This is a genomic window from Acidovorax sp. FG60, from assembly GCF_057808995.1.
The window spans coordinates 93,020-113,750 of sequence record NZ_JBMDJC010000017.1; the positions used below are offsets into that span (position 1 = coordinate 93,020).

20 protein-coding genes are annotated in these 20,731 nt (G+C 64.5%); 15 read left to right on the forward strand and 5 right to left on the reverse strand.

Going from position 1 to position 20,731, the window contains the following annotated elements:
* Positions 1-110 precede the first annotated feature (110 nt).
* A complete protein-coding gene (locus tag ACODS0_RS21300; RefSeq protein WP_488837028.1) occupies positions 111-1,784 on the forward strand; it encodes a methyl-accepting chemotaxis protein in 1,674 nt (557 codons plus the stop codon).
* Between the two features lie 82 nt (positions 1,785-1,866).
* Here the strand turns inward: ACODS0_RS21300 and ACODS0_RS21305 are convergent, their stop codons facing one another.
* Entirely contained in the window at positions 1,867-3,567 is a 1,701-nt protein-coding gene (locus ACODS0_RS21305) for an electron transfer flavoprotein-ubiquinone oxidoreductase (RefSeq protein ID WP_055402390.1), read from the reverse strand.
* A gap of 139 nt (positions 3,568-3,706) precedes the next feature.
* On the opposite strand from ACODS0_RS21305, the gene ACODS0_RS21310 reads away from it, so the two are divergent.
* Together ACODS0_RS21310 and ACODS0_RS21315 are read left to right on the forward strand one after the other, a co-directional pair.
* The gene (locus ACODS0_RS21310; RefSeq protein WP_488837030.1) at positions 3,707-4,489 is read left to right on the forward strand and encodes an SDR family oxidoreductase; all 783 of its coding nucleotides are present in this window, start codon (positions 3,707-3,709) and stop codon (positions 4,487-4,489) included.
* A 20-nt stretch (positions 4,490-4,509) separates the two neighbouring features.
* Positions 4,510-4,935 carry an acyl-CoA thioesterase gene (locus ACODS0_RS21315; protein WP_488837032.1) on the forward strand — a complete coding sequence of 142 codons (426 nt, stop codon included), beginning with the start codon at positions 4,510-4,512 and terminating at the stop codon, positions 4,933-4,935.
* A 79-nt stretch (positions 4,936-5,014) separates the two neighbouring features.
* On the opposite strand, the gene ACODS0_RS21320 is transcribed toward ACODS0_RS21315, so the two are convergent.
* Together ACODS0_RS21320 and ACODS0_RS21325 are read right to left on the reverse strand one after the other, a co-directional pair.
* The gene (locus ACODS0_RS21320; protein WP_488837033.1) at positions 5,015-5,587 is read right to left on the reverse strand and encodes a peroxidase-related enzyme; all 573 of its coding nucleotides are present in this window, start codon (positions 5,585-5,587) and stop codon (positions 5,015-5,017) included.
* A 50-nt stretch (positions 5,588-5,637) separates the two neighbouring features.
* Complete coding sequence (locus ACODS0_RS21325) at positions 5,638-6,441, reverse strand: IclR family transcriptional regulator (RefSeq protein WP_488837035.1); 804 nt, start codon at positions 6,439-6,441, stop codon at positions 5,638-5,640.
* 146 nt (positions 6,442-6,587) lie between these two features.
* On the opposite strand from ACODS0_RS21325, the gene ACODS0_RS21330 reads away from it, so the two are divergent.
* The 7 genes from ACODS0_RS21330 to ACODS0_RS21360 all read left to right on the forward strand — a co-directional run bounded on the left by ACODS0_RS21330 (position 6,588) and on the right by ACODS0_RS21360 (position 13,468).
* On the forward strand, positions 6,588-7,583 hold the full coding sequence (locus ACODS0_RS21330; protein WP_488837037.1) for a tripartite tricarboxylate transporter substrate binding protein: 996 nt from the start codon (positions 6,588-6,590) through the stop codon (positions 7,581-7,583).
* Between the two features lie 196 nt (positions 7,584-7,779).
* Positions 7,780-8,466, forward strand: a complete 687-nt coding sequence (locus ACODS0_RS21335) for an RraA family protein (protein ID WP_228895083.1) — start codon at positions 7,780-7,782, stop codon at positions 8,464-8,466.
* Positions 8,463-9,404, forward strand: coding sequence for an NAD(P)-dependent oxidoreductase (locus tag ACODS0_RS21340; RefSeq protein ID WP_488837039.1), 942 nt, complete (start codon positions 8,463-8,465; stop codon positions 9,402-9,404). Before ACODS0_RS21335 ends, ACODS0_RS21340 begins: the two co-directional genes overlap by 4 nt.
* A gap of 97 nt (positions 9,405-9,501) precedes the next feature.
* A complete protein-coding gene (locus ACODS0_RS21345) occupies positions 9,502-10,476 on the forward strand; it encodes a Bug family tripartite tricarboxylate transporter substrate binding protein (RefSeq protein WP_488837052.1) in 975 nt (324 codons plus the stop codon).
* Positions 10,477-10,664: 188 nt separating this feature from the next.
* The gene (locus tag ACODS0_RS21350) at positions 10,665-11,621 is read left to right on the forward strand and encodes a tripartite tricarboxylate transporter substrate binding protein (RefSeq protein ID WP_488837041.1); all 957 of its coding nucleotides are present in this window, start codon (positions 10,665-10,667) and stop codon (positions 11,619-11,621) included.
* 3 nt (positions 11,622-11,624) lie between these two features.
* On the forward strand, positions 11,625-12,527 hold the full coding sequence (locus ACODS0_RS21355) for an amidohydrolase family protein (RefSeq protein WP_488837043.1): 903 nt from the start codon (positions 11,625-11,627) through the stop codon (positions 12,525-12,527).
* Positions 12,528-12,544: 17 nt separating this feature from the next.
* Positions 12,545-13,468 carry an SMP-30/gluconolactonase/LRE family protein gene (locus ACODS0_RS21360; RefSeq protein ID WP_488837045.1) on the forward strand — a complete coding sequence of 308 codons (924 nt, stop codon included), beginning with the start codon at positions 12,545-12,547 and terminating at the stop codon, positions 13,466-13,468.
* Positions 13,469-13,504: 36 nt separating this feature from the next.
* Here ACODS0_RS21360 and ACODS0_RS21365 read toward each other — a convergent pair whose 3' ends face one another.
* Positions 13,505-14,629 carry an NADH:flavin oxidoreductase/NADH oxidase gene (locus ACODS0_RS21365; RefSeq protein WP_487262774.1) on the reverse strand — a complete coding sequence of 375 codons (1,125 nt, stop codon included), beginning with the start codon at positions 14,627-14,629 and terminating at the stop codon, positions 13,505-13,507.
* A 139-nt stretch (positions 14,630-14,768) separates the two neighbouring features.
* Between ACODS0_RS21365 and ACODS0_RS21370 the strand changes: the two genes are divergently transcribed.
* The 3 genes from ACODS0_RS21370 (at position 14,769) to ACODS0_RS21380 (ending at position 18,511) form a co-directional block, all read left to right on the forward strand.
* Entirely contained in the window at positions 14,769-15,719 is a 951-nt protein-coding gene (locus ACODS0_RS21370; protein WP_431152873.1) for a LysR family transcriptional regulator, read from the forward strand.
* Between the two features lie 80 nt (positions 15,720-15,799).
* A complete protein-coding gene (gene katG / locus ACODS0_RS21375) occupies positions 15,800-17,995 on the forward strand; it encodes a catalase/peroxidase HPI (RefSeq protein ID WP_488837047.1) in 2,196 nt (731 codons plus the stop codon).
* A gap of 126 nt (positions 17,996-18,121) precedes the next feature.
* Positions 18,122-18,511, forward strand: a complete 390-nt coding sequence (locus ACODS0_RS21380; protein WP_176885831.1) for a carboxymuconolactone decarboxylase family protein — start codon at positions 18,122-18,124, stop codon at positions 18,509-18,511.
* A 3-nt stretch (positions 18,512-18,514) separates the two neighbouring features.
* On the opposite strand, the gene ACODS0_RS21385 is transcribed toward ACODS0_RS21380, so the two are convergent.
* Positions 18,515-19,057, reverse strand: a complete 543-nt coding sequence (locus ACODS0_RS21385) for a PAS and helix-turn-helix domain-containing protein (protein WP_055402413.1) — start codon at positions 19,055-19,057, stop codon at positions 18,515-18,517.
* An 89-nt stretch (positions 19,058-19,146) separates the two neighbouring features.
* Between ACODS0_RS21385 and ACODS0_RS21390 the strand changes: the two genes are divergently transcribed.
* On the forward strand, positions 19,147-19,854 hold the full coding sequence (locus ACODS0_RS21390) for a CoA transferase subunit A (RefSeq protein WP_055402415.1): 708 nt from the start codon (positions 19,147-19,149) through the stop codon (positions 19,852-19,854).
* A gap of 64 nt (positions 19,855-19,918) precedes the next feature.
* Positions 19,919-20,560 carry a CoA transferase subunit B gene (locus tag ACODS0_RS21395; RefSeq protein WP_055402417.1) on the forward strand — a complete coding sequence of 214 codons (642 nt, stop codon included), beginning with the start codon at positions 19,919-19,921 and terminating at the stop codon, positions 20,558-20,560.
* Positions 20,561-20,731 lie beyond the last annotated feature (171 nt).

Consider the following 20,731-nt stretch of genomic DNA (forward strand, 5'->3'; position numbering starts at 1 on the left):
GTGGGGCATGTGCTGTGTGCGATGTACCTGCGGGGACACACTGGGCACAGCGCTTGCCACCACTGGTTTCCACCCCCGCACGGTGCGGGAAATGAACCAGGAGAACGCTCATGAATTACTTGCCAGCCACTTCCGGGGCGCTTGGCGGCGCCACCTTCTCCGCCGCACCTGTACACGCGGATGTCAGCCATGCCACTACAGACTCTGCCGCCCAGAGCCCAGAGCCTGCGCGGCGCAGCCGCACCCTGAGCGTGGGGCAGAAGCTGGCGGCCAGCTTTGGCATTCTGGGCTTCGCGGTGGCCTTGCTCGGCGCGACCACCTGGCTGACGGGCCAGGACACCAGCCGCCAGGCTACGCTGCTGACTGCAGAGCAGCTGCCCATTGAGCGCACGGTGCGGGACTGGAAAACGCAGTCTGTCTATATCGGCCAGATTGCATTGCGCGCCACGTTGTCGTCCGACGTGTTCCCGCTGGTGGCTGAGATGCGCAGCCAAATCGCCGCTGAAGACGCGATGCGCAAGCGCATTGAAGAAGCGATGGCCAAGGCGTCCTCCAGCGAGAGCGCCGGGCCGCTGTGGACCGAAGCCCAGGAGCAACGCCAGAAATATGCAGTGTTGCGGGATGCGCTGGTGCAAAACGCCCTCGAAGCCAAGATCATCAGCCAGAAGGAGTTGCAGGAACACGCTGCTGCGTTGACCCAGTACCTGCGCTCCATTGACCAGTTGCTCGCAGCCTCCGAGCAGTCATCCCTGAAAGCGGGTGACAGCATGATTACCGACGCGTCCCGTGCGCAATGGGTCAGTGCTGTGGCGGTGCTGGTGGTGGTGGCGCTGTCGGCGCTGTTTGGCTGGCTGCTGCGGCGCTCCATCGTGCTGCCGCTGCGCCAGGCCTGCGAGGCGGCGGATCTGGTGGCGCGGGGCGACCTGACGGTGCGCATGCAAACCCAGCGCACCGACGAGATTGGCCAGCTGCTCACGGCGCTGGACAAGATGGTCGAGTCGCTGCACTACGTGGTGACCGAGGTGCGTGACTCGGGCGAATCCATCCATGTGGCCAGTTCGGAGGTGGCAGCGGGCAACACTGACCTGAGCATGCGCACCGAGCATGCCGCCAGCAACCTGCAGCAGACGGCGGCCAGCATTGCGCAGCTGGCGCAGATGGTGGCCGCCAATGCCGACAGCACACGCCAGGCCAATGCCCTGGCGCTGAACGCCACCGAAGTGGCCAGCAAAGGCGGCGAAGTGGTCAGCCAGGTGGTCAAGACCATGGAAGAGATCAACGCCAGTAGCAAGAAGATCGCCGACATCGTGGGCATCATTGATGGCATTGCGTTCCAGACGAATATCCTGGCACTGAACGCCGCCGTGGAGGCCGCCCGCGCTGGCGAACAGGGGCGCGGCTTTGCCGTGGTGGCCAGCGAAGTGCGGGGCCTCGCAGGGCGCAGTGCCAATGCGGCGCGCGAGATCAAGGCGCTGATCTCCACCAGCGTGGACAAGGTGAGTGACGGCGCCCGGCTGGTGGTCACCGCAGGTTCCACCATGGGCGACATCGTGCAGAGCGTGGAGCGGGTGACCACGCTGATGTCCGAGATCAACGAGGCCAGCAGCGAGCAGAGCACGCAGATCGGCCAGGTGAGCCAGGCGGTCGACCAGCTCGACCACATGACGCAGCAAAACGCCGCGCTGGTGGAGCAGGGCGCTGCAGCGGCCCAGAGCCTCAAGGACCAGGCCAACCGGCTGGCGGGTGCGATGGGGCAGTTTCAACTCACGCGGGCAGCCGCGTGAGCGCCAGTGCCAGATACATCAATAAAAAAGGGCCTGCAGCGCAGGCCCTTCAAGCACAAGGTGCTATGAATTTTGATGGTGCTCACATGCCTGCATAGTTCGGACCGCCGCCGCCTTCAGGGGTGACCCACACGATGTTCTGCGTGGGGTCCTTGATGTCGCAGGTCTTGCAGTGCACGCAATTTTGCGCATTGATCTGCAGGCGCTGGGCATCACCGCCTTTGGTGGTGTCGGGCACGAACTCGTAAACGCCCGCCGGGCAGTAGCGCGCCTCGGGGCCCGCGTACTTGGCCAGGTTGATGTTGACCGGCACGCTCGCGTCCTTGAGCGTGAGGTGGGCGGGCTGGTTCTCTTCATGGTTGGTGTTGCTGATGAACACGCTGGAGAGGCGGTCGAACGTGAGCTTGCCATCGGGCTTGGGGTAGACGATGGGTTTGCACTCGGCCGCAGGCTTGAGGTACGCGTGGTCGGGCTTGTCGCGGTGCAACGTCCAGGGGATGTGGCCGCGCAGCACAAATTGTTCGAAACCGTTCATCAGCGTGGCCGTGGTCAGGCCGTACTTGAACCAGTTCTTGAAGTTGCGGTCCTTGTTCAGTTCGGTGTGCAGCCAGCTCTTTTCGAAGGCTTCGGGGTAGGCTGTCAGCTCGTCGTGCTGACGGCCTGCCACCACGGCGTCGTAGGCGGCTTCAGCGGCCAGCATGCCGGTCTTGATGGCGGCGTGGCTGCCCTTGATGCGGCCCACGTTCAGGTAGCCCGCATTGCAGCCCACCAGTGCGCCGCCCGGGAACACGGTCTTGGGCAGGGCGTTGATGCCGCTGGCGTTGATGGCGCGCGCGCCGTACGACAGGCGCTTGGCCGTGATTTCGCCTTTTTCGTTTTCGAAGTAATAGCGGACGTTCGGGTGCGTCTTCCAGCGCTGGAATTCTTCAAACGGGCTGAGGTAGGGGTTCTGGTAGCCCAGGCCGGTCACAAAACCGACGGCGACTTTGTTGCCCTCCAGGTGGTACAGGAAGGCGCCGCCGTAGGTGTCGTTCTCCATGGGCCAGCCAGCGGTGTGCATCACAAAGCCGGGCTGGTGCTTCTTGGGGTCGATTTCCCAGAGTTCCTTCACGCCAATGCCAAAGCTCTGCGGGTCGCGGTCCTTGTCGAGCTGGTACTTGGCAATCAGCTGCTTGCCCAGGTGGCCGCGTGCGCCTTCGGCAAACACGGTGTATTTGCCCAGCAGCTCCATACCGAGCTGGAAGTTTTCGGTGGGCTCGCCGTCCTTGCCGATGCCCAGATTGCCCGTGGCCACACCCTTGACGGAGCCGTTATCGTTGTAGAGGACCTCTGCGGCGGTAAAGCCGGGGAAGATTTCCACGCCCAGGGCCTCTGCCTGCTCGCCCAGCCACTTGGTCAGGTTGCCCAGGCTGATGATGTAGTTGCCATGGTTCTGCGCAAACGGCGGCAGGAACATGTTGGGCACACGAAAGCCCGATTTTTCAGACAGGAAGATGTAGGCGTCGTCGGTGACGGGCTGGTTGAGCGGGGCGCCGCGCTTTTTCCAGTCGGGGATCAGCTCGGTGAGCGCCTTGGGGTCCATGATGGCGCCCGACAGGATGTGCGCACCGGGCTCGGAGCCTTTTTCGAGCACCACGACCGAGACGTCCTGGCCTTTTTCGGCCGCCAGTTGCTTCAGGCGGATCGCAGTGGCAAGGCCGCCAGGGCCACCGCCAACGACCACCACGTCGTATTCCATGGATTCACGGGGGCCGTATTGGGCGAGGATTTCTTCGTTGGTCATGGGCTTCTCGTCGGGCGTTTGATAATGGATTATTTTCTACAGAGCGCCGACCGCGCCCTGTCTGTCTGGCGACTGATTGTATTCACGGAATATGGACAATCGAACGACCGTTCTATTTTGATCAGTAGGGAGACTCTAAATGGCATACAGCATCGACTTGTCCGGCCGCGTGGCCTTCATCACGGGCGCCTCCAGCGGGCTGGGCGCGCAGTTTGCCCGCACGCTGGCCCGCGCGGGTGCAGGCGTCGTGCTGGCCAGCCGCCGGGTGGAAAAGCTCAAGGAGCTGCGCGCGCGCATCGAAGGCGAGGGCGGTGACGCCCATGTGATCGAGCTGGATGTGACCGACCACGACTCCATCAAGGCCGCCGTGGCCCATGCCGAGACCGAAATGGGCTCCATCGACATTCTGGTGAACAACTCGGGCGTGAGCACCACGCAGCGCATCCAGGACGTGACGCCCGAGGACTATGACTTCATCTTCGATACCAACGTGAAGGGTGCCTTCTTTGTGGCGCAAGAGGTGGGCAAGCGCATGCTGGCCCGCTCCCGCGGTGCAGCGCCGGGCAGCTTCACCGGCGGTCGCATCATCAACATTGCCTCGATGGCGGGCCTCAAGGTGTTGCCGCAGATCGGCGCCTATTGCATGAGCAAGGCCGCCGTGGTGCAGATGACTAAGGCCATGGCCATGGAATGGGGCAAGTTCGGCATCAACGTGAATGCGATCTGCCCGGGCTACATCGACACTGAAATCAATCACCACCACTGGCAGACCGAGCAGGGCAAGAAGCTCATCGACATGCTGCCCCGCAAGCGCGTGGGCAACGCGCAAGACCTGGATGCGCTGCTGGTGATGCTGGCCAGCGACCAGAGCCATTTCATCAATGGTGCGGTGATTGCGGCTGACGACGGCTTTGGGGTCTGATCCCTCGGGTGTGCGAAGCCATGAAGATTGAAATCCCCGAAGTCAAGAAGCTGGTTTTTGAAATGCGCTTCCCCGTGCGCTGGGGCGACATGGACGCGATGGGCCATGTCAACAACACGGTGTATTTCAGGTACCTGGAGACGGCGCGCATCGACTGGATGGTGTCGGTGGGCTGCAACCCCGATCCGCGCGGTCAGGGGCCGGTCATCGTCAATGCGTTCTGCAATTTCTACAAGCAGCTCGAATACCCGGCTGACGTGCTGCTCAAGCTCTACGTGAGCGACCCGGGCCGCACGACGTTCGAGACCTGGGGCACCATGGAGCGCACGGACCAGCCCGGCGTGATTTGCGCGGCAGGTGGTGCCACCACCATCTGGGTGGACTTCCCGCAGCAGAAGGCAGCGCCCTTGCCGGACTGGATGCGGGCGCTGGTCTCTGCGGATTGAATTTGAATGAAATTGGGCTATAGCGCTTATTGGGTAAGCGCTAGTAGCTATTAGATTGATAGTAAATGCGCCAGTGCACTTACTTCTGCTTGGGCACCCGTCCCATCAAGTAAAACTCTGGGTTGGGCTGCATGCCCGTAAAGCTGGCCATGCGGTTGCTCAGGCCAAAGAATGCAGTGATGGCCGCGATGTCCCAGATGTCCTCGTCGTCAAAACCATGGGCGTGCAGGGCCACAAAGTCGGCGTCCTCGACTTCGTGTGCGTCAAGGCAGACCTTCATCGCAAAGTCGAGCATGGCGCGCTGGCGCGGGCTGATGTCGGCCTTGCGGTGGTTCACGGCCACCTGGTCGGCCACAAACGGTTTCTTTTCGTAGATGCGCAGGATGGCGCCGTGGGCCACCACGCAATACAGGCACTGGTTGGCGGCACTGGTGGCGGTCACGATCATCTCGCGCTCGCCCTTGGTCAGGCTGCCTTCCTCTTTCAGCATCAGTGCATCGTGGTAGGCAAAGAACGCTCGCCACTCGGCCGGGCGGCGTGCAAAGGCCAGGAACACGTTGGGGATGAAGCCCGCCTTCTCCTGCACTTCCACGATGCGTGCGCGGATGTCTTCGGGCAGGGTGTTCAGGTCGGGAAAAGGGTAGCGGCTCACGGCGGTCTCCTGGGGTTGTTGTGGTGGATGCCGCAAGTATCACGGATGCCTCAGGGGTGCCAGTGGGTCGCTCGCACCGGACTCTGGGCGGGCGCGGCCGAATTGCCCGCCAGCGCATACGACAACTGGGTGGCCGCAGCCATCACTGTCTGCGCCAGCGCTTCGAGCTTTTCGGCGGGCAGGCGCGATGCCGGGCCCGAAATGCACACCGAGCCCATCAGCCGCCAGTGCATGCCAAACACCGGCGCCGACACCGTGGCCACGCCCTGTTCTCGCTCACCAATCGACCAGTGGTAGCCCTTTTTTCGGATCTCTTCATAGGCCTTGCCCGGCTCGCCCGAAAACGCCAGGATCACGCGGCCCGGCGATCCTTTGTCCAGCGGCAGGCCTTCGCCCATGCGTGCATGGTGGCGCAGCGCCTGCGGGCCTTCCACACGGACGAGGCAGGTCCGCACATTGCCTTCGCGCACATAAAACGCGGCGCTTTCGCCTGTGGCAAGGGTCAGCTCGCGCAGCGCGGGCTCCAGCACGTTCTGCACGTCAAAACCGGCCTGGTAGCGCGCGCCCAGCCAGCCTGCAGCCGGGCCCAGGCGCCAGTCGCCATCCTCGCGCTGCACCATGAAGCCCGACTGCGCCAGCGTGCGCGCCAGGCGCAGCACGGTGGTCTTGTGCAGGCCGCAGCGGCGGCTCAGCTCGGCCAGGGGCAGGCTGGATTCGCCCAGTGCAAAGGCTTCCAGCACCTGCAGGGCACGTGTGACGGCGATGACACCACCACCGGGTTCTGCATCTGCCGGGGCCATGGGACGGGGCGCGGGGGCGAGGGGTTGGGAGGGCTTGGCGGGGTGGTTGCTCATGGCGCAATTCGTTTCATGGTACGCAACTGCATTGTATGGGTTGAAACGTCTGCGTACAGTCGCACCCACGGCGCCGGACCAGAACACGTATCACAACAAAGGCCCTGCAGACCGGCGTGACGAACCACCACAACGGAGACAAATTCATGACCGCCTTCACTTCGCTTTCGCGCTCCCTGTGCGCTGCCTTCCTGGGCTTTGCGGCCGCAGCCGCACCCACCGGGGCCGCTCTGGCGCAGGCCGCTTACCCCAGCAAACCCATCCGCCTCATCGTGCCGTTCCCGCCCGGCGGCGGCACCGACATGATTGCCCGCACGGTGGCGCAAAAGCTCACGGACCAGAACAAGTGGAACGTCATCGTGGACAACCGCCCCGGCGCGGGCGGCAACCTGGGGGTGGACGCCGCCGCCAAGTCACCCGCCGACGGCTACACGCTCGTCATTGGCCAGACCAGCAACCTGGCCATCAACCCCACGCTGTACCCCAAGCTGCCGTACGACCCGCTCAAGGACCTGGTGCCCGTGGCGCTCGTCTCGTCCTCGCCCATCGTCATGGCTGCGCCCATCAACTCACCCTTCAAGAGCTACGCCGATGTGGTGGCGGCCGCCAAGGGCAAGCCTGACGCGCTCACGCTGGGCTATTCGGGCAACGGCACCGTGGCCCACCTGGCCGGTGAGCTGGCTGAAAACGCCGCCGACATCAAGCTGCGCCACATCCCCTACAAGGGCGCGGCCCAGGCCATGACGGACCTGGTGGGCGGGCAGATCGACCTGTACATGTCGTCGGTGCCCACGCTGCTGGGCCAGGTGCGCAATGGCAAGCTCAAGGTCATCGCCATCACCTCGGCCAAGCGCTCGCCGCAACTGCCGGATGTGCCCACACTGGCCGAGTCGGGCTACAAGGGCTTCGAGGCCGTGACCTGGTTCGGCATCCTGGCCCCTGCCGGTACGCCCACACCCATCCTGGCGCAGCTCAACAAGGCCATCAACGCGGCACTGCAGCAACCCGATTTGGCCGACAAGCTGCGCTCCGAAGGCGGCGATGTGCTGGGCGGCACCGCCGAACAGTTCAGCGCGCTGCTCAAAGCCGAAGTGCCGCGCTGGGCCAAGATCGTCAAGGACTCGGGCGCCAGCCTGGACTGACGGGCTCACGCTGGGGGGAGCGGTTTGTCCCCCGTATCTGCCCGCCCCACTTCTTCACCTTCGCATTTCGTCTGCACTTCGCCAGCCGCTGAGTCCGGGGCTGGTTGCGCTGCGGCATGGGCGCCTTGCACGCGCATCCCAGTCAGCCGCGCCCATTCGCTCCCCAGCATCTCCGCGTTCTTTCCAAGGATTCCCCATGAGCCAACTCCCTGAAATCATCCGCACCATCGACCGCGTGAGCGCCGACGTAGTGCAAAAAGCCGCCACCTACCAGGCCGCCATCCTGGCCGACGTGGCAGGCCGCCGCGGCACCATGCACGGCCGTGTGGCCCCTGTGCACCAGAACATGAAGGTGGCGGGCCCGGCCTTCACCGTGGAAGTGCGCCCCGGCGACAACCTCATGATCCACGCCGCCATCGCCCTGGCCCAGCCGGGCGATGTGCTGGTGATCGACGGCAAGGGCGACCAGACGGCGGCGCTGATGGGCACGCTGATGCTCAGCGCCTGCAAAAAGCGCGGCCTGGCCGGCGTGATCGTGGATGCCGCCATCCGAGACAAGCTGGAGATCCTGGAGCTGGACTTCCCCGTGTTCAGCGCGGGTTTCAACCCTGCAGGCCCCACCAAGTACGTGCCCGGCCGCATCAACCACCCCATCTGCGCCGGTGGTGCCGTGGTGAACGCGGGTGACCTGGTCGTGGGCGATGCTGATGGCGTGGTGGTGATCGAGCGCGAAAAAGCCCCCGCCATGCTGGCCCTGGCCGACAAGAAGGTGGCCGACGAAGCCGCCCGCATCGAAGCCATTGCACGCGGCGACACCGCATCGAAATGGCTGCCTGCCGCGCTGCGCGCTGCTGGCGTGCTGAAGGAAGGGGAATCGCTGTGAGCCAAACCATCATCGTCACCGGCGCCGATCTGGCGCAGCAAGCCCTGGACCTGCTCACGGGCTACGACATCGTCTACGCAGGCAAGACGCCTACCGAAGAAGACATGGTGGCCCTGTGCGGTGCGCACAACCCCGTGGCCATCATCGTGCGCTACGGCAAGGTGGGCGCTGCGGTGATGGACGCGGCCCCGGCGCTCAAGGTCATCTCCAAGCACGGCAGTGGCACCGACACCATCGACAAGGTGGCGGCCAAGGCCCGGGGCATTGAGGTGGTGGCCGCCGTAGGCGCCAACGCTGCGGCCGTGGCCGAGCAGGCGCTGGCGCTGCTGCTGGCCTGCGCCAAATCGGTGGTGCAGCTCGACGCGCGCATGCACGCGGGCCACTGGGACAAAGCCACGCACAAAAGCCTGGAGCTGGGTGGCCGCACCGTGGGCCTGGTGGGCCTGGGTGCCATCGGCCTGCGGTTTGCCAAGATGGCCGACGCCCTGGGCATGCGCGTGATCGGCTTTGACCCGTTTGCGAAGAACCTGCCGGACTATGTGCAGAGCGTGGGCCTGGAGGCGATCTGGCGCGAAGCCGATGCCGTGTCTCTGCACTGCCCGCTGACTGACGAGAACCGGGGCATGCTGAACGCCACCACGCTGGCGCAGTGCAAGCGCGGCGTGATCGTGGTGAACACGGCGCGTGGCGGCCTGATCGACGAGGCCGCGCTGCTGGCGGCCGTGCGTTCGGGCCAGGTGATGGCGGCAGGGCTGGACAGTTTTGCGGTCGAGCCGATGACGGCGGGCCATCCCTTCCAGGGCGAGAAGCACTTCATCCTCAGCCCCCACATCGGCGGTGTGACCAGCGATGCCTACGTGAACATGGGCGTGGGCGCGGCGCAGAACCTGCTGGCCGTGCTGGCCCGGGTGCCTGGCGCAGCGATGGCTGCGGCCTGACGCCAGCCCCCTTCCTGAAAGCAAAGAGAAAAAAGGCACGGGGCAGGGCGCCCCGGCCCATGGAGACAAAGACATGCACACTATTTTGAGAAGAAAAATGGCCTCTGCGCTCGTCCATAAAGCGCTGATAGCTATTGTTTGTATAGCATCCGGTGCAGCAGGGGCGCAAACTGCGTTCCCCCACAAGCCCGTCAAGCTGGTGGTGGGATTTGCCACAGGCGGCCCCACCGACGTGGTGGCCCGTGCGTTTGCCGACCACGCCAGCCGCGCGCTGGGCCAGCCCTTTGTGGTGGACAACAAGCCCGGCGCCAACACCATCCTGGCCGCCCAGGCGGTGGCCAGCGCGCCCGCCGACGGCTACACGCTGCTGTTTGGCGCCACCAACCACACCATGATCCCGGGGCTGTACGCCGGGCGGGTGAAGTTCGATGCGGTGAAGTCGTTCAAGCCGCTGTGCACCGTGGCCACCAGCCCCACGGTGCTGGTGGTGGGGCAGGCCCTGCCCGTGAAGTCGCTGGCTGAGTACATGGCCCGTGCGCGCAAGGAGCCGGGGCGTCTGTCCGCAGGCACGGCGGGCGTGGGGAGCTCAGGCCACTTTGCCACCGAGATGTTTGCCCGCGCCAACAGCTTGCAGCTGAACCATGTGCCCTACAAGGGCGCCGCGCCAGTGGTCACGGACCTGGTGGGCGGCCAGCTCGACAGCTCGTTTGCCACGCTGGGCTCGGTGCTGCCGCAGATCAAGAGCGGCAAGCTCACCGCGCTGGCCGTGGCATCGCCCAAGCGGTCGTCGCTGCTGCCCGACGTGGCCACGTTTGCCGAGGCCGGTGGCGGCAAGTATTCGGCCGACGCCTGGTATGGCCTGCTGGCCCCGGCGGGGCTGGACGACGCCATCGCCCAGCAGCTGGAGCGCGTGGCCAGGGACTTTGTGCAAAGCCCTGCGGCCAACGACAAGTTGCGCGGCCTGGGGCTGGACGCCGATGCCACCTGCGGCGCTGCGTTTGCCAGCCAGGTCGGCCGCGAAGTGGCCGCCTATACGCAGATTGCACGCGAGCTTGATCTGAAAGTGGATTGACCCCCCTGAGGCGCTTTGCGCCTTCCCCCCTCTCTCTCGCCTCGCTGCGCGATGCGGGAAGGGGGACGCAGCCAGTGCGGCGGGGCGGCCCTTGCACGGCTGCCTGCGCTTTGTCAGCGCCAGTTTCGCAGGCCATGGGCCAGCGATACCTGTTTGTTCTTCATGGATTGAATAGATAAGGAGACTTCATGTTGCGTTTTCTCAAACCCTTGATCGCCGCCTGCGCCCTGGCTGCAGGCCTGGCCCACGCCGCCTTCCCCGAGCGGCCCATCACCCTCGTCGTGCCCTATGCCCCTGGCGGCGCGGCCGATGCGGTGGCCCGCGTGGTGGCCACCCGCCTGGGTGCCAAGCTGGGCGGCAGCGTGATTGTGGACAACAAGGCGGGCGCGAGTGGCACCATTGGCGCGAGTTTTGTGGCCAAGGCATCGGCGGATGGCTACACCATGCTGTACGACGCCACGCCGCACTCCATCAACCCGCACCTGTTCCCCAAGATGCCGTATGCCAGCACCGCGCTGCAGCCACTGTCGCTGGTGCTGCTGGCGCCCAATGTGCTCATCGTGAAGGCCGATGCGCCTTACAAGAATTTGGGCGAGCTGATCGCCAAGGCCAAGGCCCAGCCTGGCAAGATCAACTTTGCCTCGGGCGGCAGCGGCACGGTGCAGCGCCTAGCGGCGGAGCTGATGGCCCAGAAGCTGGGCCTCGATATGGTGCACGTGCCCTACAAGAGCGGTGGCCCCGCCATCACAGACGTGATTGCGGGCCAGGTGGACTTCATGTTCGGCACCGTGGCCGCCACCTACCCGCATGTGGCGGGCGGCAAGCTGCGCGCGCTGGCCGTGTCGGCGCCTGAGCGTTCCAAGCGCCTGCCCGATGTGCCCACCGTGGCCGAGGCGGCCATCCCCGGTTATGAGGCCTATGAGTGGAACGGCGTGTTCCTGCCTGCGGGCGTACCTGCCGACGTGGCCACCAAACTGCAGCAGGCCCTGCAAGAGGTGCTGAGGGAAGACGAAGTGAAGCAGCGCCTGGCCGACCTGGGCGCCCAGCCCATCGGCTCCACGCCTGCGGAGTTTGCCGCCTTCCTCAAGAAGGAAGACAGCAAGTGGGGCGAGGTGGTGAAGAAGGGCAACATCAAACTCGACTGAGCCATGTCTTTGCCCGCGCTGACCACGCCCGTGCCGCACTCGGTGGGCCTGAACCGCCCGCAGCGCCTGCTGCCGCCCGGCGCGTGCGACAGCCACATGCACATCTTCGATGCACGTTTTGCACCGTCTGCCCACTGGCCGCGCACGCCGCCCGATGCGCCCGTGGCCGCCTATCGGCAGCTGCAGCAGCGCCTGGGCAGCACCCGCACGGTGGTGGTCACGCCATCCACCTACGGCACCGACAACGCCTGCACGCTGGATGCGCTGGACCAGTTGGGTGACGACGCACGTGGCGTGGCTGTGGTGGACCCCCGCGTGAGCGATGCAGAGCTGGCCCGGCTGGCCGCGCGCCGCGTGTGCGGGCTGCGGGTCAACTTTGTCTCGCTCCAATCGTGGGGCACCACCACGGCGCAGATGCTGAGCACGCTGGCGGGCAAGGTGGCACGGCATGCGGATTGCGATGGCTGGCACATCCAGGTGTTCGCGCACCCGGAGCAGATCGTGGCGCTGGCGCCTGTGCTGCAGGCGCTGCCGGTGCCGCTGGTCATCGACCACCTGGGCCGCATCGATCCGGCCGAAGGCCCATCGGCCCAAGCCTTTGGCGTGCTGCGCCGCTTGCTGGACAGCGGCAACACCTGGGTCAAGCTCTCGGGCGCCTACATGCGCTCTGCCGTGCAGGGCCCCAGCTACGCCGACACCCTGCCGCTGGGGCAAGCCCTGGTGCGGGCGGCCCCCAGTCACCTGGTGTGGGGCAGCGACTGGCCCCACACCACCGAGGCGCCGGGCACGGTGAACGATGCCGACCTGGTGGACCTGCTGCGCGCCTGGGCGGGCTCGGATGCCGCGATGGACCGTATCCTGGTGGACAACCCGGCGCGGCTGTATGGTTTCGGCACCACCTCCTGACAACGAAAGCCTCTTCCATGTTTCTGCTGCAATCCCCCGCGGTCTGCGAGCTGGCGTTTTTCAGCTCTATGCCCGACACTTTCCGCCGCCCCGAGCGCAGCGCCTGGGCCGATGCCAACCGGGGCGGCACTGTCACCGATTCGTTCCTCGAAGGCCCGGTGTTCGACGGCGTGGGCAACCTGTACGTGACCGACATCCCCTGGGGCCGCATCTTCCGCATCGACTCGCAGGGCGCGTGGACGCTGGTGGCCGAGTACGACGGCGAGCCCAATGGGATGAAGTTCATGGATGCGGGCACGCTGCTCATCACCGACTACAAGAACGGGTTGATGCGGGTCGATATCGCGACCGGCAGGGTCACGCCGTACCTGGAGCGCCGCAACAGCGAACGCTTCAAGGGCGTGAACGATTTGATCTTCGACGCCGACGGCAACCTGTACTTCACCGACCAGGGCCAGAGCGGCCTGCACGACCCGAGCGGGCGCCTGTACCGGCTGCGCCCCAATGGCCAGCTCGACCTGTTGCTGGCCAACGTGCCCAGCCCCAATGGCGTGGCCCTGTCGCCCGACGGCCGCGTGCTGTACCTGGCCGCCACACGTGGCAACTGCGTGTGGCGCGTGCCGCTGCTCCCCGATGGCAGCGTGGCCAAGGTGGGGCAGTTCTTCACGTCGTACGGCCCGAGCGGCCCGGACGGGCTTGCGGTGGATGGGGCGGGGCGCCTGTTGGTGGCCAACCCGGGCCTGGGTTATGTGTGGGTGCTCAACCACCGGGCCGAGCCCGTGCTGGTGCTGCGGGGGCCTGCCGGAGCCTCCACTACCAATCTGGCTTATGGCGGGCAGGGCGGACAAACGGTGTTCGTGACCGATTCGACCCACGGCCACATCCTGCACGCACAGCTGGATGCGCCGGGGCTACCCCTGCACCGCTCGACCCCGGACTAAACGTCGGGCCAAAGGGCAAGGGCGTTTTTCAGAGCTTTACTGGGCTGCGGCGACCTTTGCGGCGCCGCGATAGCGCGACAGCCAGTGCGCGTAGGGCGCGGGCAGCGTGTTCCATTCAGGCTTTTGCACGCCCAGCACCTGCGCCAGGTGGTAGGTGTAGTGCGGATTGGACAGGTGGGCGCGGCCGATCATCACCAAATCCATCTGGCCGTCGGCCACTGCACGTTCAGCGATTTTCGGGTCATCGATGCCCCACGACGAGGCCACGGGCAGGTCGGCTTCGCTGCGCACGCGCTGTGCGACCGGGGCCAGGAAGGCGGGGGTTGCCCAGGGAATCTGCGTCTCGGCAATCACGAAGTTCGCGCTGACGTTGACCATATCCAAGCCACGTTCGCGCATCTGGCGCACCAGCTCAATGGACTCGGCCACGGTTTCCTCGTCGCGTCCGTCGTATTCGATGACTCCGAAGCGTGCCGTGAGTGGCAGGTGCGCGGGCCACACCTTGCGCACGGCCTCCACGGTTTCCAGCAGAAAGCGCGCGCGGTTGTCAAAGCTGCCGCCGTACTGGTCGGTGCGCTGGTTACTGTGGGGCGAGAAGAAGCTCTGCGCCAGGTAGCCGTGGGCAAAGTGCAGTTCCAGCCACTCGAACCCTGCGGCCAGTGCGCGACGTGCGGCGGCCACAAAGTCGGCCTGCACGCGGGCAATGTCTTGCAGTGTCATGGCCTGGGGTACCCGGGGCAGACCGCCGCCGTAAGCAATGGCGGACGGTGCTATCGGCTGCCAGGCACGCGCGTCGTTCTCGGGAATGTGGTCATCGCCTTCCCAGGGGCGTTGGGCGCTGGCCTTGCGGCCTGCGTGGGCGATCTGGATGCCGGGCACGGCGCCAGCGGCCTTGATGCTGGCGGCGATGCGGCCCATGCCTTCGACGTGCTGGTCGTTCCAAAGGCCTGTGCAGGCCGGGGTGATGCGGCCTTCGGGCGATACGCCCGTGGCCTCGACGATCACCAGGCCTGCGCCGCCGCGAGCGAGACCGGCGTAATGCGCTTGGTGCCATTCATTGGTGAAGCCATCCACCGCGCTGTACTGGCACATCGGCGGGATCGCGATGCGGTTGCGCAGGGTGACGCTTTTGAGCTGGAACGGTGTGAACAGGGCAGACATGCAGCTTGCTTTCTTGTCGGTTAAATAGAAAAGGAATTTCGGTCTGAGGGCGGGGGCAAAGACACCACGACCACGCAGAGTGAAGATGGTGGGTACGATGCGGCCATAAACCAAATCGATAGTTCTTATTTCTGAAATCATGGCAATTGATATCAGGGCCATGGACCTGAACCTGCTCAAGGCACTGGATGCCTTGCTCGACGAACGCAGCGTAACCCGCGCCGCCCAGCGCCTGTCGCTCACCCAGCCTGCGGTGAGCGGCATGCTGACCCGGCTGCGCGAAAGCTTCGATGACCCGCTATTCGTGCGTACACAGCGTGGCATTACGCCCACGCTGCGCGCACAGGAGCTGGCCGCGCCGGTCAAGGAACTGCTGGGTGGGATCGAGTCGCTGCTGCAACCTCAGGTCTTTGACCCTGCCACGGCGCAGATGACGGTGCAGCTCGCATCCACCGACTATGCGCTGCAGGCGGTGGTCGTGCCATTCCTGGCCATGCTGCGTCGCCACGCGCCCGGCGTGCGTGTGGCCGTGGTGCCGGCCCAGCATCTGCCGGTGTACGAGCGGCTGGAGCGGGGCGATATCGATCTGGCCCTGATCAGCCCCGAGAACACGGCGCCAGACCTGTATGCCCGGCACCTGTTTGACGAGCGCTACGTGTGCGTGATGCGCGCCGGGCACCCGGATGCAAAGGGCGGCGCGCTGTCGCTGGACCGCTTCTGCGCGCTGGACCATGCGCTCATTTCGTACACGGGTGGCGGTTTCTGCGGCGTGACGGATGAGGTGTTGGCACGCTTGGGCCGATCACGGCGGGTGGTGCTGTCGATCACCAGCTTTCTGGTGCTGCCGGAGATCCTGCGCAACAGCGACCTGATCGCGGTGGTGCCCCAGCGGGTGGTAGCTGATGCTCGCGGGCTGGTGGTGCTGGAGCCACCAGTGGCCATACCTGGCTTCGTTAAAACTGCTGCCTGGCATGAACGCACCCACCGCTCGCCGGGGCACCGCTGGGTCCGCTCGGTGCTGTTCGATACGTGTGGGTGCAAGGAGGCCGGTAGTCCGCTGCATTTGCCGAAATTAGAGAAAAACTATTGAATTAATCAAAACTATTGCCTTTTCATACGGAAATGCACTCCATAACATCGGCTGCTCACCAACGCCAACAGGAGTGCCTCATGACACAAGAGACCAACAAGTGCCCGTTTGACCACACCAAGGCTGCTGCGCCCAAGGGCCGTGGCAATGCCGACTGGTGGCCAGACCAGCTCAATATCCGTCCCCTGAACCAGAACTCCCCGCTCACCGATCCCATGGGCGACGGCTTCGACTACGCAAAAGAATTCAAGAGCCTGGACCTTGCTGCCGTAAAGGCCGACCTGCATGCATTGATGACCGATTCGCAGGACTGGTGGCCGGCCGACTTCGGACACTACGGTCCGCTCTTCGTGCGCATGGCCTGGCACAGCGCCGGCACCTATCGCCTGGCCGATGGCCGCGGCGGCGCCGGGGCAGGGCAGCAGCGTTTTGCGCCCCTGAACAGCTGGCCCGACAACGCCAACCTGGACAAGGCACGCCGCCTGCTCTGGCCCATCAAGCAGAAGTACGGTCGCAAGATCTCGTGGGCCGACCTGATGATCCTCACGGGCAACGTGGCACTGGAGTCCATGGGCTTCAAGACCTTCGGCTTTGCCGGTGGCCGCCCCGACGTGTGGGAACCCGATGAAAACGTGTACTGGGGCGCCGAGAACACCTGGCTGGGCGGGGACAAGCGCTACAGCGGTGAGCGTGACTTGGCCAACCCGCTGGCTGCTGTGCAGATGGGCCTGATTTACGTGAACCCCGAAGGTCCCAACGGCAACCCCGACCCCATCGCCGCCGCGCGCGACATCCGCGACACCTTTGCGCGTATGGCCATGGACGATGAAGAAACCGTGGCGCTCATCGCGGGTGGCCATACCTTTGGCAAGACCCATGGCGCGGGCGACGCCGCGCTGGTGGGCAAGGAGCCGGAGGGCGCAGGCATCGAGGAGCAGGGCCTGGGCTGGAAGAGCAGCCATGGTTCTGGCAAGGGCGGCGACACCATCACCAGCGGCCTGGAAGTCACCTGGACCACCACACCCACCCAATGGAGCAACAATTTCTTCGAAAACCTGTTCGGCTTTGAGTGGGAGCTGACCAAGAGCCCGGCCGGTGCCCACCAGTGGACGGCCAAGGGTGCCGAGGCCACGATTCCACACGCACACGATGCGTCGAAGAAGCTGGTACCCACGATGCTCACCACCGACCTGTCGCTGCGGTTTGATCCGGCTTACGAGAAGATCTCGCGCCGCTTCCTGGAGCACCCTGAGCAATTTGCCGACGCATTTGCGCGCGCCTGGTTCAAGCTCACACACCGCGACATGGGGCCGCGTGCACGCTACCTGGGCCCTGAAGTGCCCGCCGAAGTGCTGGTCTGGCAAGACCCTGTTCCTGCAGTGGACCATGCTCTGGTCAACGAACAAGACATCACGGCACTCAAGTCCAAGGTGTTGGCGTCGGGCCTCTCGATCTCTGAGCTGGTATCGACGGCCTGGGCTTCTGCCTCAACTTTCCGAGGCGGCGACAAGCGCGGCGGAGCCAATGGGGCGCGCATTCGTCTGGCTCCGCAGAAGGACTGGGACGTAAACCAGCCTGCACAACTGGCCAAGGTGCTGGGCCAGCTCGAAGTCATCCAGCGCGCGTTCAACGCCGAGCAGACGGGCGGCAAGAAAATCTCGCTGGCCGACCTCATCGTGCTGGCCGGTGGCGCCGCTGTGGAGGCTGCCGCGAAGCGAGGCGGGCAGGACGTGACCGTGCCTTTCACCCCCGGCCGCACCGACGCCTCGCAGGAGCAAACCGATGTGCCATCGTTCGAAGTGATGGAGCCCGTGGCCGATGGCTTTCGCAACTACGTGCGCCCCGGGCTGGAGGGCGCTGTGGCCGAACTGCTGATTGACCGCGCGAACCAGCTGACCTTGACTGCGCCAGAGATGACGGTGCTGGTCGGCGGTTTGCGGGTACTGGGTGCCAACATGGGCCAGGCGCCTCACGGAGCTTTCACGCAGCGCCCGGAAACGTTGAGCAATGACTTCTTTGTGAACCTGCTCGACATGCGCACCCAATGGCAGAAGTCAGCGAGCGCAACCGGTGTGCTGGAAGGGGTGGACCGCAGCACAGGCGCCAAGAAATGGACCGGCACCGTGGTCGACCTCGTGTTTGGCTCGAATTCCGTGCTCCGTGCGCTGGCCGAGGTCTATGCCAGCAGCGATGCCCAGGCCGTGTTTGTGCAGGACTTCGCCCGCGCCTGGACCAAGGTGATGAACCTGGATCGCTTTGATCTCGCGGCAGCGTAAACCTGGGGCTCAGCACTTTGATAAAGCCACCTGCCTGGCCCTTCCCGGGGCATGGCAGGTGGCTTTGTGTTTTTCGTGCAGGCGCTGCGGCTACGATGGCGGCCCCAACTGAACCGGAGAGCCCGCATGACACAACAACTCCCATCCACCAAGGACTTCGACAAGGGTCTGGCCACACGCAAGCAGGTCATGGGCGAGGACTTTGTCGCCAATGCCTTTGGCAATGCCACGGCGTTCACCCAGCCGATCCAGGAGTTCATCACCCGCAATGCCTGGGGCGATGTATGGCAGCGGCCGGGGCTGGACATGAAGACGCGCAGCTTGATCACGGTGGCGTTTCTTACCGCGCTGGGCAAGCAGCATGAGCTTAAGGGCCACGTGCGCGGCGCGCTCAACAACGGCGCTACAGCGGCAGAGATCCAGGAAGTGTTGCTGCACGCCAGCATCTACTGCGGCCTGCCGACGGCAGTCGAGGCTTTTCGCACAGCTGCTGACGTGATCGACGGCCCGAAGTAGGGCTCAACCAGCGAGTAATTTGTGTACTAGGTCGGCAGCGGTGGATGCGTTGTACTTGCGCATGAGGCGTGCCCGGTAAATCTCCACCGTGCGGTGGCTGATCTCCAGGGCCCGGCCGATCTCCTTGGAAGTCAGTCCCTCCAACAGGCGCGCGGCCACCTCGCGTTCGCGGCCTGTCAACTCGGCCTTCACGGGGCGTTGCGAACTCAGGTCTTCAAAGCTCCAGATGCCTGATTCATGCGGGGCATCTCGGTTGAGTGCACGGCCTGACACATGGCACCAGAAGACCTCGCCGTTGGCACGCTTCATGATGCGGTTGTCGGCGTAGTGGCCCTTGGCGTTCAGGATAGGTTCCATGTGCGCGCCAAGGCGCTCGTATTCGTCGGCGCTTGGATAAAGTATCTGGAACGACTGACCGATGAGCACCTCGCGCGAGGCGCCGAACATCTCGCACACATGCCGGTTGCAATCGACCATGGTGCGGTTGCGCGACAGCACCAGGCCCACGGGGGCCATGTCAAAAGCGAGTCGGTAATCAACGTCCATTGGCAACGTCCATAGTGCAAGTCTTTACGGGATACTACTTAATCGGGTACGTAGTATCGTAGCGCATCCAAATTCACAAGGAGATCGTGGTGAACAAGTTATTCCCCTCCGCAGCTGAGGCCCTCAAGGGCGTGGTTGCAGACGGCCAGCTTATGGCTGTGGGTGGTTTCGGTTTGTGTGGCATCCCTGAAGCGCTGATCGACGCCTTGCGCGATTCCGGCGTCAAGAACCTCACCGTGATTTCCAACAACGCAGGTGTGGATGGCTTTGGCTTGGGCAAGCTGCTGGAAACCCGCCAGATCAAGAAGATGATTTCGTCCTACGTGGGTGAAAACAAGGAGTTCGAGCGCCAATACCTGGCCGGCGAGCTGGAACTGGAGTTCACGCCCCAGGGCACGCTGGCCGAGAAGCTGCGTGCAGGCGGCGCGGGCATTCCTGCTTTCTTTACCAAGACCGGTGTGGGCACCATCGTGGCCGAGGGCAAGGAACTGCGCGAGTTCGACGGCGAAACCTATGTGATGGAACGCTCGCTCGTGCCCGAGGTGGCGCTGGTCAAGGCGCACCGCGCCGACAAGTCGGGCAACCTGCAGTTCCGTCTGACGGCCCGTAACTTCAATCCTGCCGCTGCCATGGCCGGCAAGGTCTGCATCGTTGAAGTGGAAGAGGTGGTGGAAACCGGTGCCATGGTGCCCGACCAGATCCATCTGCCCGGCATCTATGTGCACCGCATCGTGCACAACCCGAACCCGGAAAAGCGCATCGAAAAGCGCACCATCACTGAGAAGGCGGGCGTTTAAGCCTGCGTTTATCGAAAAGCAGGCGTGCAAGCCTGCCGTCACCGAACAAGCTGGAGAAATACATATGTCGTGGAGTCAAGACCAAATGGCGGCGCGTGCCGCCCATGAGCTCGAAGACGGCTTTTACGTGAATCTGGGTATTGGCATCCCTACGCTGGTGGCCAATTTCGTGCCCGCCGACAAGGAAGTGTGGCTGCAGTCCGAAAACGGCATGCTCGGCATCGGCCCGTTCCCCAACGAAGATGAGGTGGATGCGGACCTGATCAACGCTGGCAAGCAGACCGTGACCACCATCAAGGGCTCGTCCATCTTTGGCAGCCATGACAGCTTTGCCATGATCCGTGGCGGCAAGATCAACCTGTCCATCCTGGGCGCCATGCAGGTCAGCGAAAAGGGCGATCTGGCCAACTGGATGATCCCCGGGAAGATGGTCAAGGGCATGGGCGGCGCGATGGACCTGGTGGCGGGTGTCAAGCGCGTGATCGTGCTCATGGAACACGTTGCCAAGAAGAAGGACGGCACCGAAGACCTGAAGATCCTGCCCCAGTGCACGCTGCCGCTGACGGGCGTGGGCGTGGTCGACCGCATCATCACCGACCTGGCGGTGATGGACGTCACCCCCCAAGGCCTGAAGGTGGTGGAACTGGCTCCGGGCGTGACGTTTGATGCCCTACAAGCCAAAACGGGCGTGACGCTGATTCCTTGACCGTTGTTGGGGGCGTTTCTCAAACGCAAAAAGGCCGAGGCCCCCCACGGGGCCTCGGCCTTTTGCTTTCGGCATCGGGCTGCAGCCGTGACAACGACCGCAGTACCTCCCGCGCAAATTACATGGCGCTGAATTCGCCCGAAGGGATCTTGCCAGTGCGCAGGGCTTCAG

What these genes read in the sequence shown, in the direction of transcription:
- ACODS0_RS21300 (WP_488837028.1), top strand. Translation starts at nt 111, where the DNA reads ATGAATTACTTGCCAGCCACTTCCGGGGCGCTTGGCGGCGCCACCTTC.
- ACODS0_RS21305 (WP_055402390.1), bottom strand. Translation starts at nt 3,567, where the DNA reads ATGACCAACGAAGAAATCCTCGCCCAATACGGCCCCCGTGAATCCATG.
- ACODS0_RS21310 (WP_488837030.1), top strand. Translation starts at nt 3,707, where the DNA reads ATGGCATACAGCATCGACTTGTCCGGCCGCGTGGCCTTCATCACGGGC.
- ACODS0_RS21315 (WP_488837032.1), top strand. Translation starts at nt 4,510, where the DNA reads ATGAAGATTGAAATCCCCGAAGTCAAGAAGCTGGTTTTTGAAATGCGC.
- ACODS0_RS21325 (WP_488837035.1), bottom strand. Translation starts at nt 6,441, where the DNA reads ATGAGCAACCACCCCGCCAAGCCCTCCCAACCCCTCGCCCCCGCGCCC.
- ACODS0_RS21330 (WP_488837037.1), top strand. Translation starts at nt 6,588, where the DNA reads ATGACCGCCTTCACTTCGCTTTCGCGCTCCCTGTGCGCTGCCTTCCTG.
- ACODS0_RS21335 (WP_228895083.1), top strand. Translation starts at nt 7,780, where the DNA reads ATGAGCCAACTCCCTGAAATCATCCGCACCATCGACCGCGTGAGCGCC.
- ACODS0_RS21345 (WP_488837052.1), top strand. Translation starts at nt 9,502, where the DNA reads ATGGCCTCTGCGCTCGTCCATAAAGCGCTGATAGCTATTGTTTGTATA.
- ACODS0_RS21350 (WP_488837041.1), top strand. Translation starts at nt 10,665, where the DNA reads ATGTTGCGTTTTCTCAAACCCTTGATCGCCGCCTGCGCCCTGGCTGCA.
- ACODS0_RS21355 (WP_488837043.1), top strand. Translation starts at nt 11,625, where the DNA reads ATGTCTTTGCCCGCGCTGACCACGCCCGTGCCGCACTCGGTGGGCCTG.
- ACODS0_RS21360 (WP_488837045.1), top strand. Translation starts at nt 12,545, where the DNA reads ATGTTTCTGCTGCAATCCCCCGCGGTCTGCGAGCTGGCGTTTTTCAGC.
- ACODS0_RS21365 (WP_487262774.1), bottom strand. Translation starts at nt 14,629, where the DNA reads ATGTCTGCCCTGTTCACACCGTTCCAGCTCAAAAGCGTCACCCTGCGC.
- ACODS0_RS21370 (WP_431152873.1), top strand. Translation starts at nt 14,769, where the DNA reads ATGGCAATTGATATCAGGGCCATGGACCTGAACCTGCTCAAGGCACTG.
- katG (WP_488837047.1), top strand. Translation starts at nt 15,800, where the DNA reads ATGACACAAGAGACCAACAAGTGCCCGTTTGACCACACCAAGGCTGCT.
- ACODS0_RS21380 (WP_176885831.1), top strand. Translation starts at nt 18,122, where the DNA reads ATGACACAACAACTCCCATCCACCAAGGACTTCGACAAGGGTCTGGCC.
- ACODS0_RS21385 (WP_055402413.1), bottom strand. Translation starts at nt 19,057, where the DNA reads ATGGACGTTGATTACCGACTCGCTTTTGACATGGCCCCCGTGGGCCTG.
- ACODS0_RS21395 (WP_055402417.1), top strand. Translation starts at nt 19,919, where the DNA reads ATGTCGTGGAGTCAAGACCAAATGGCGGCGCGTGCCGCCCATGAGCTC.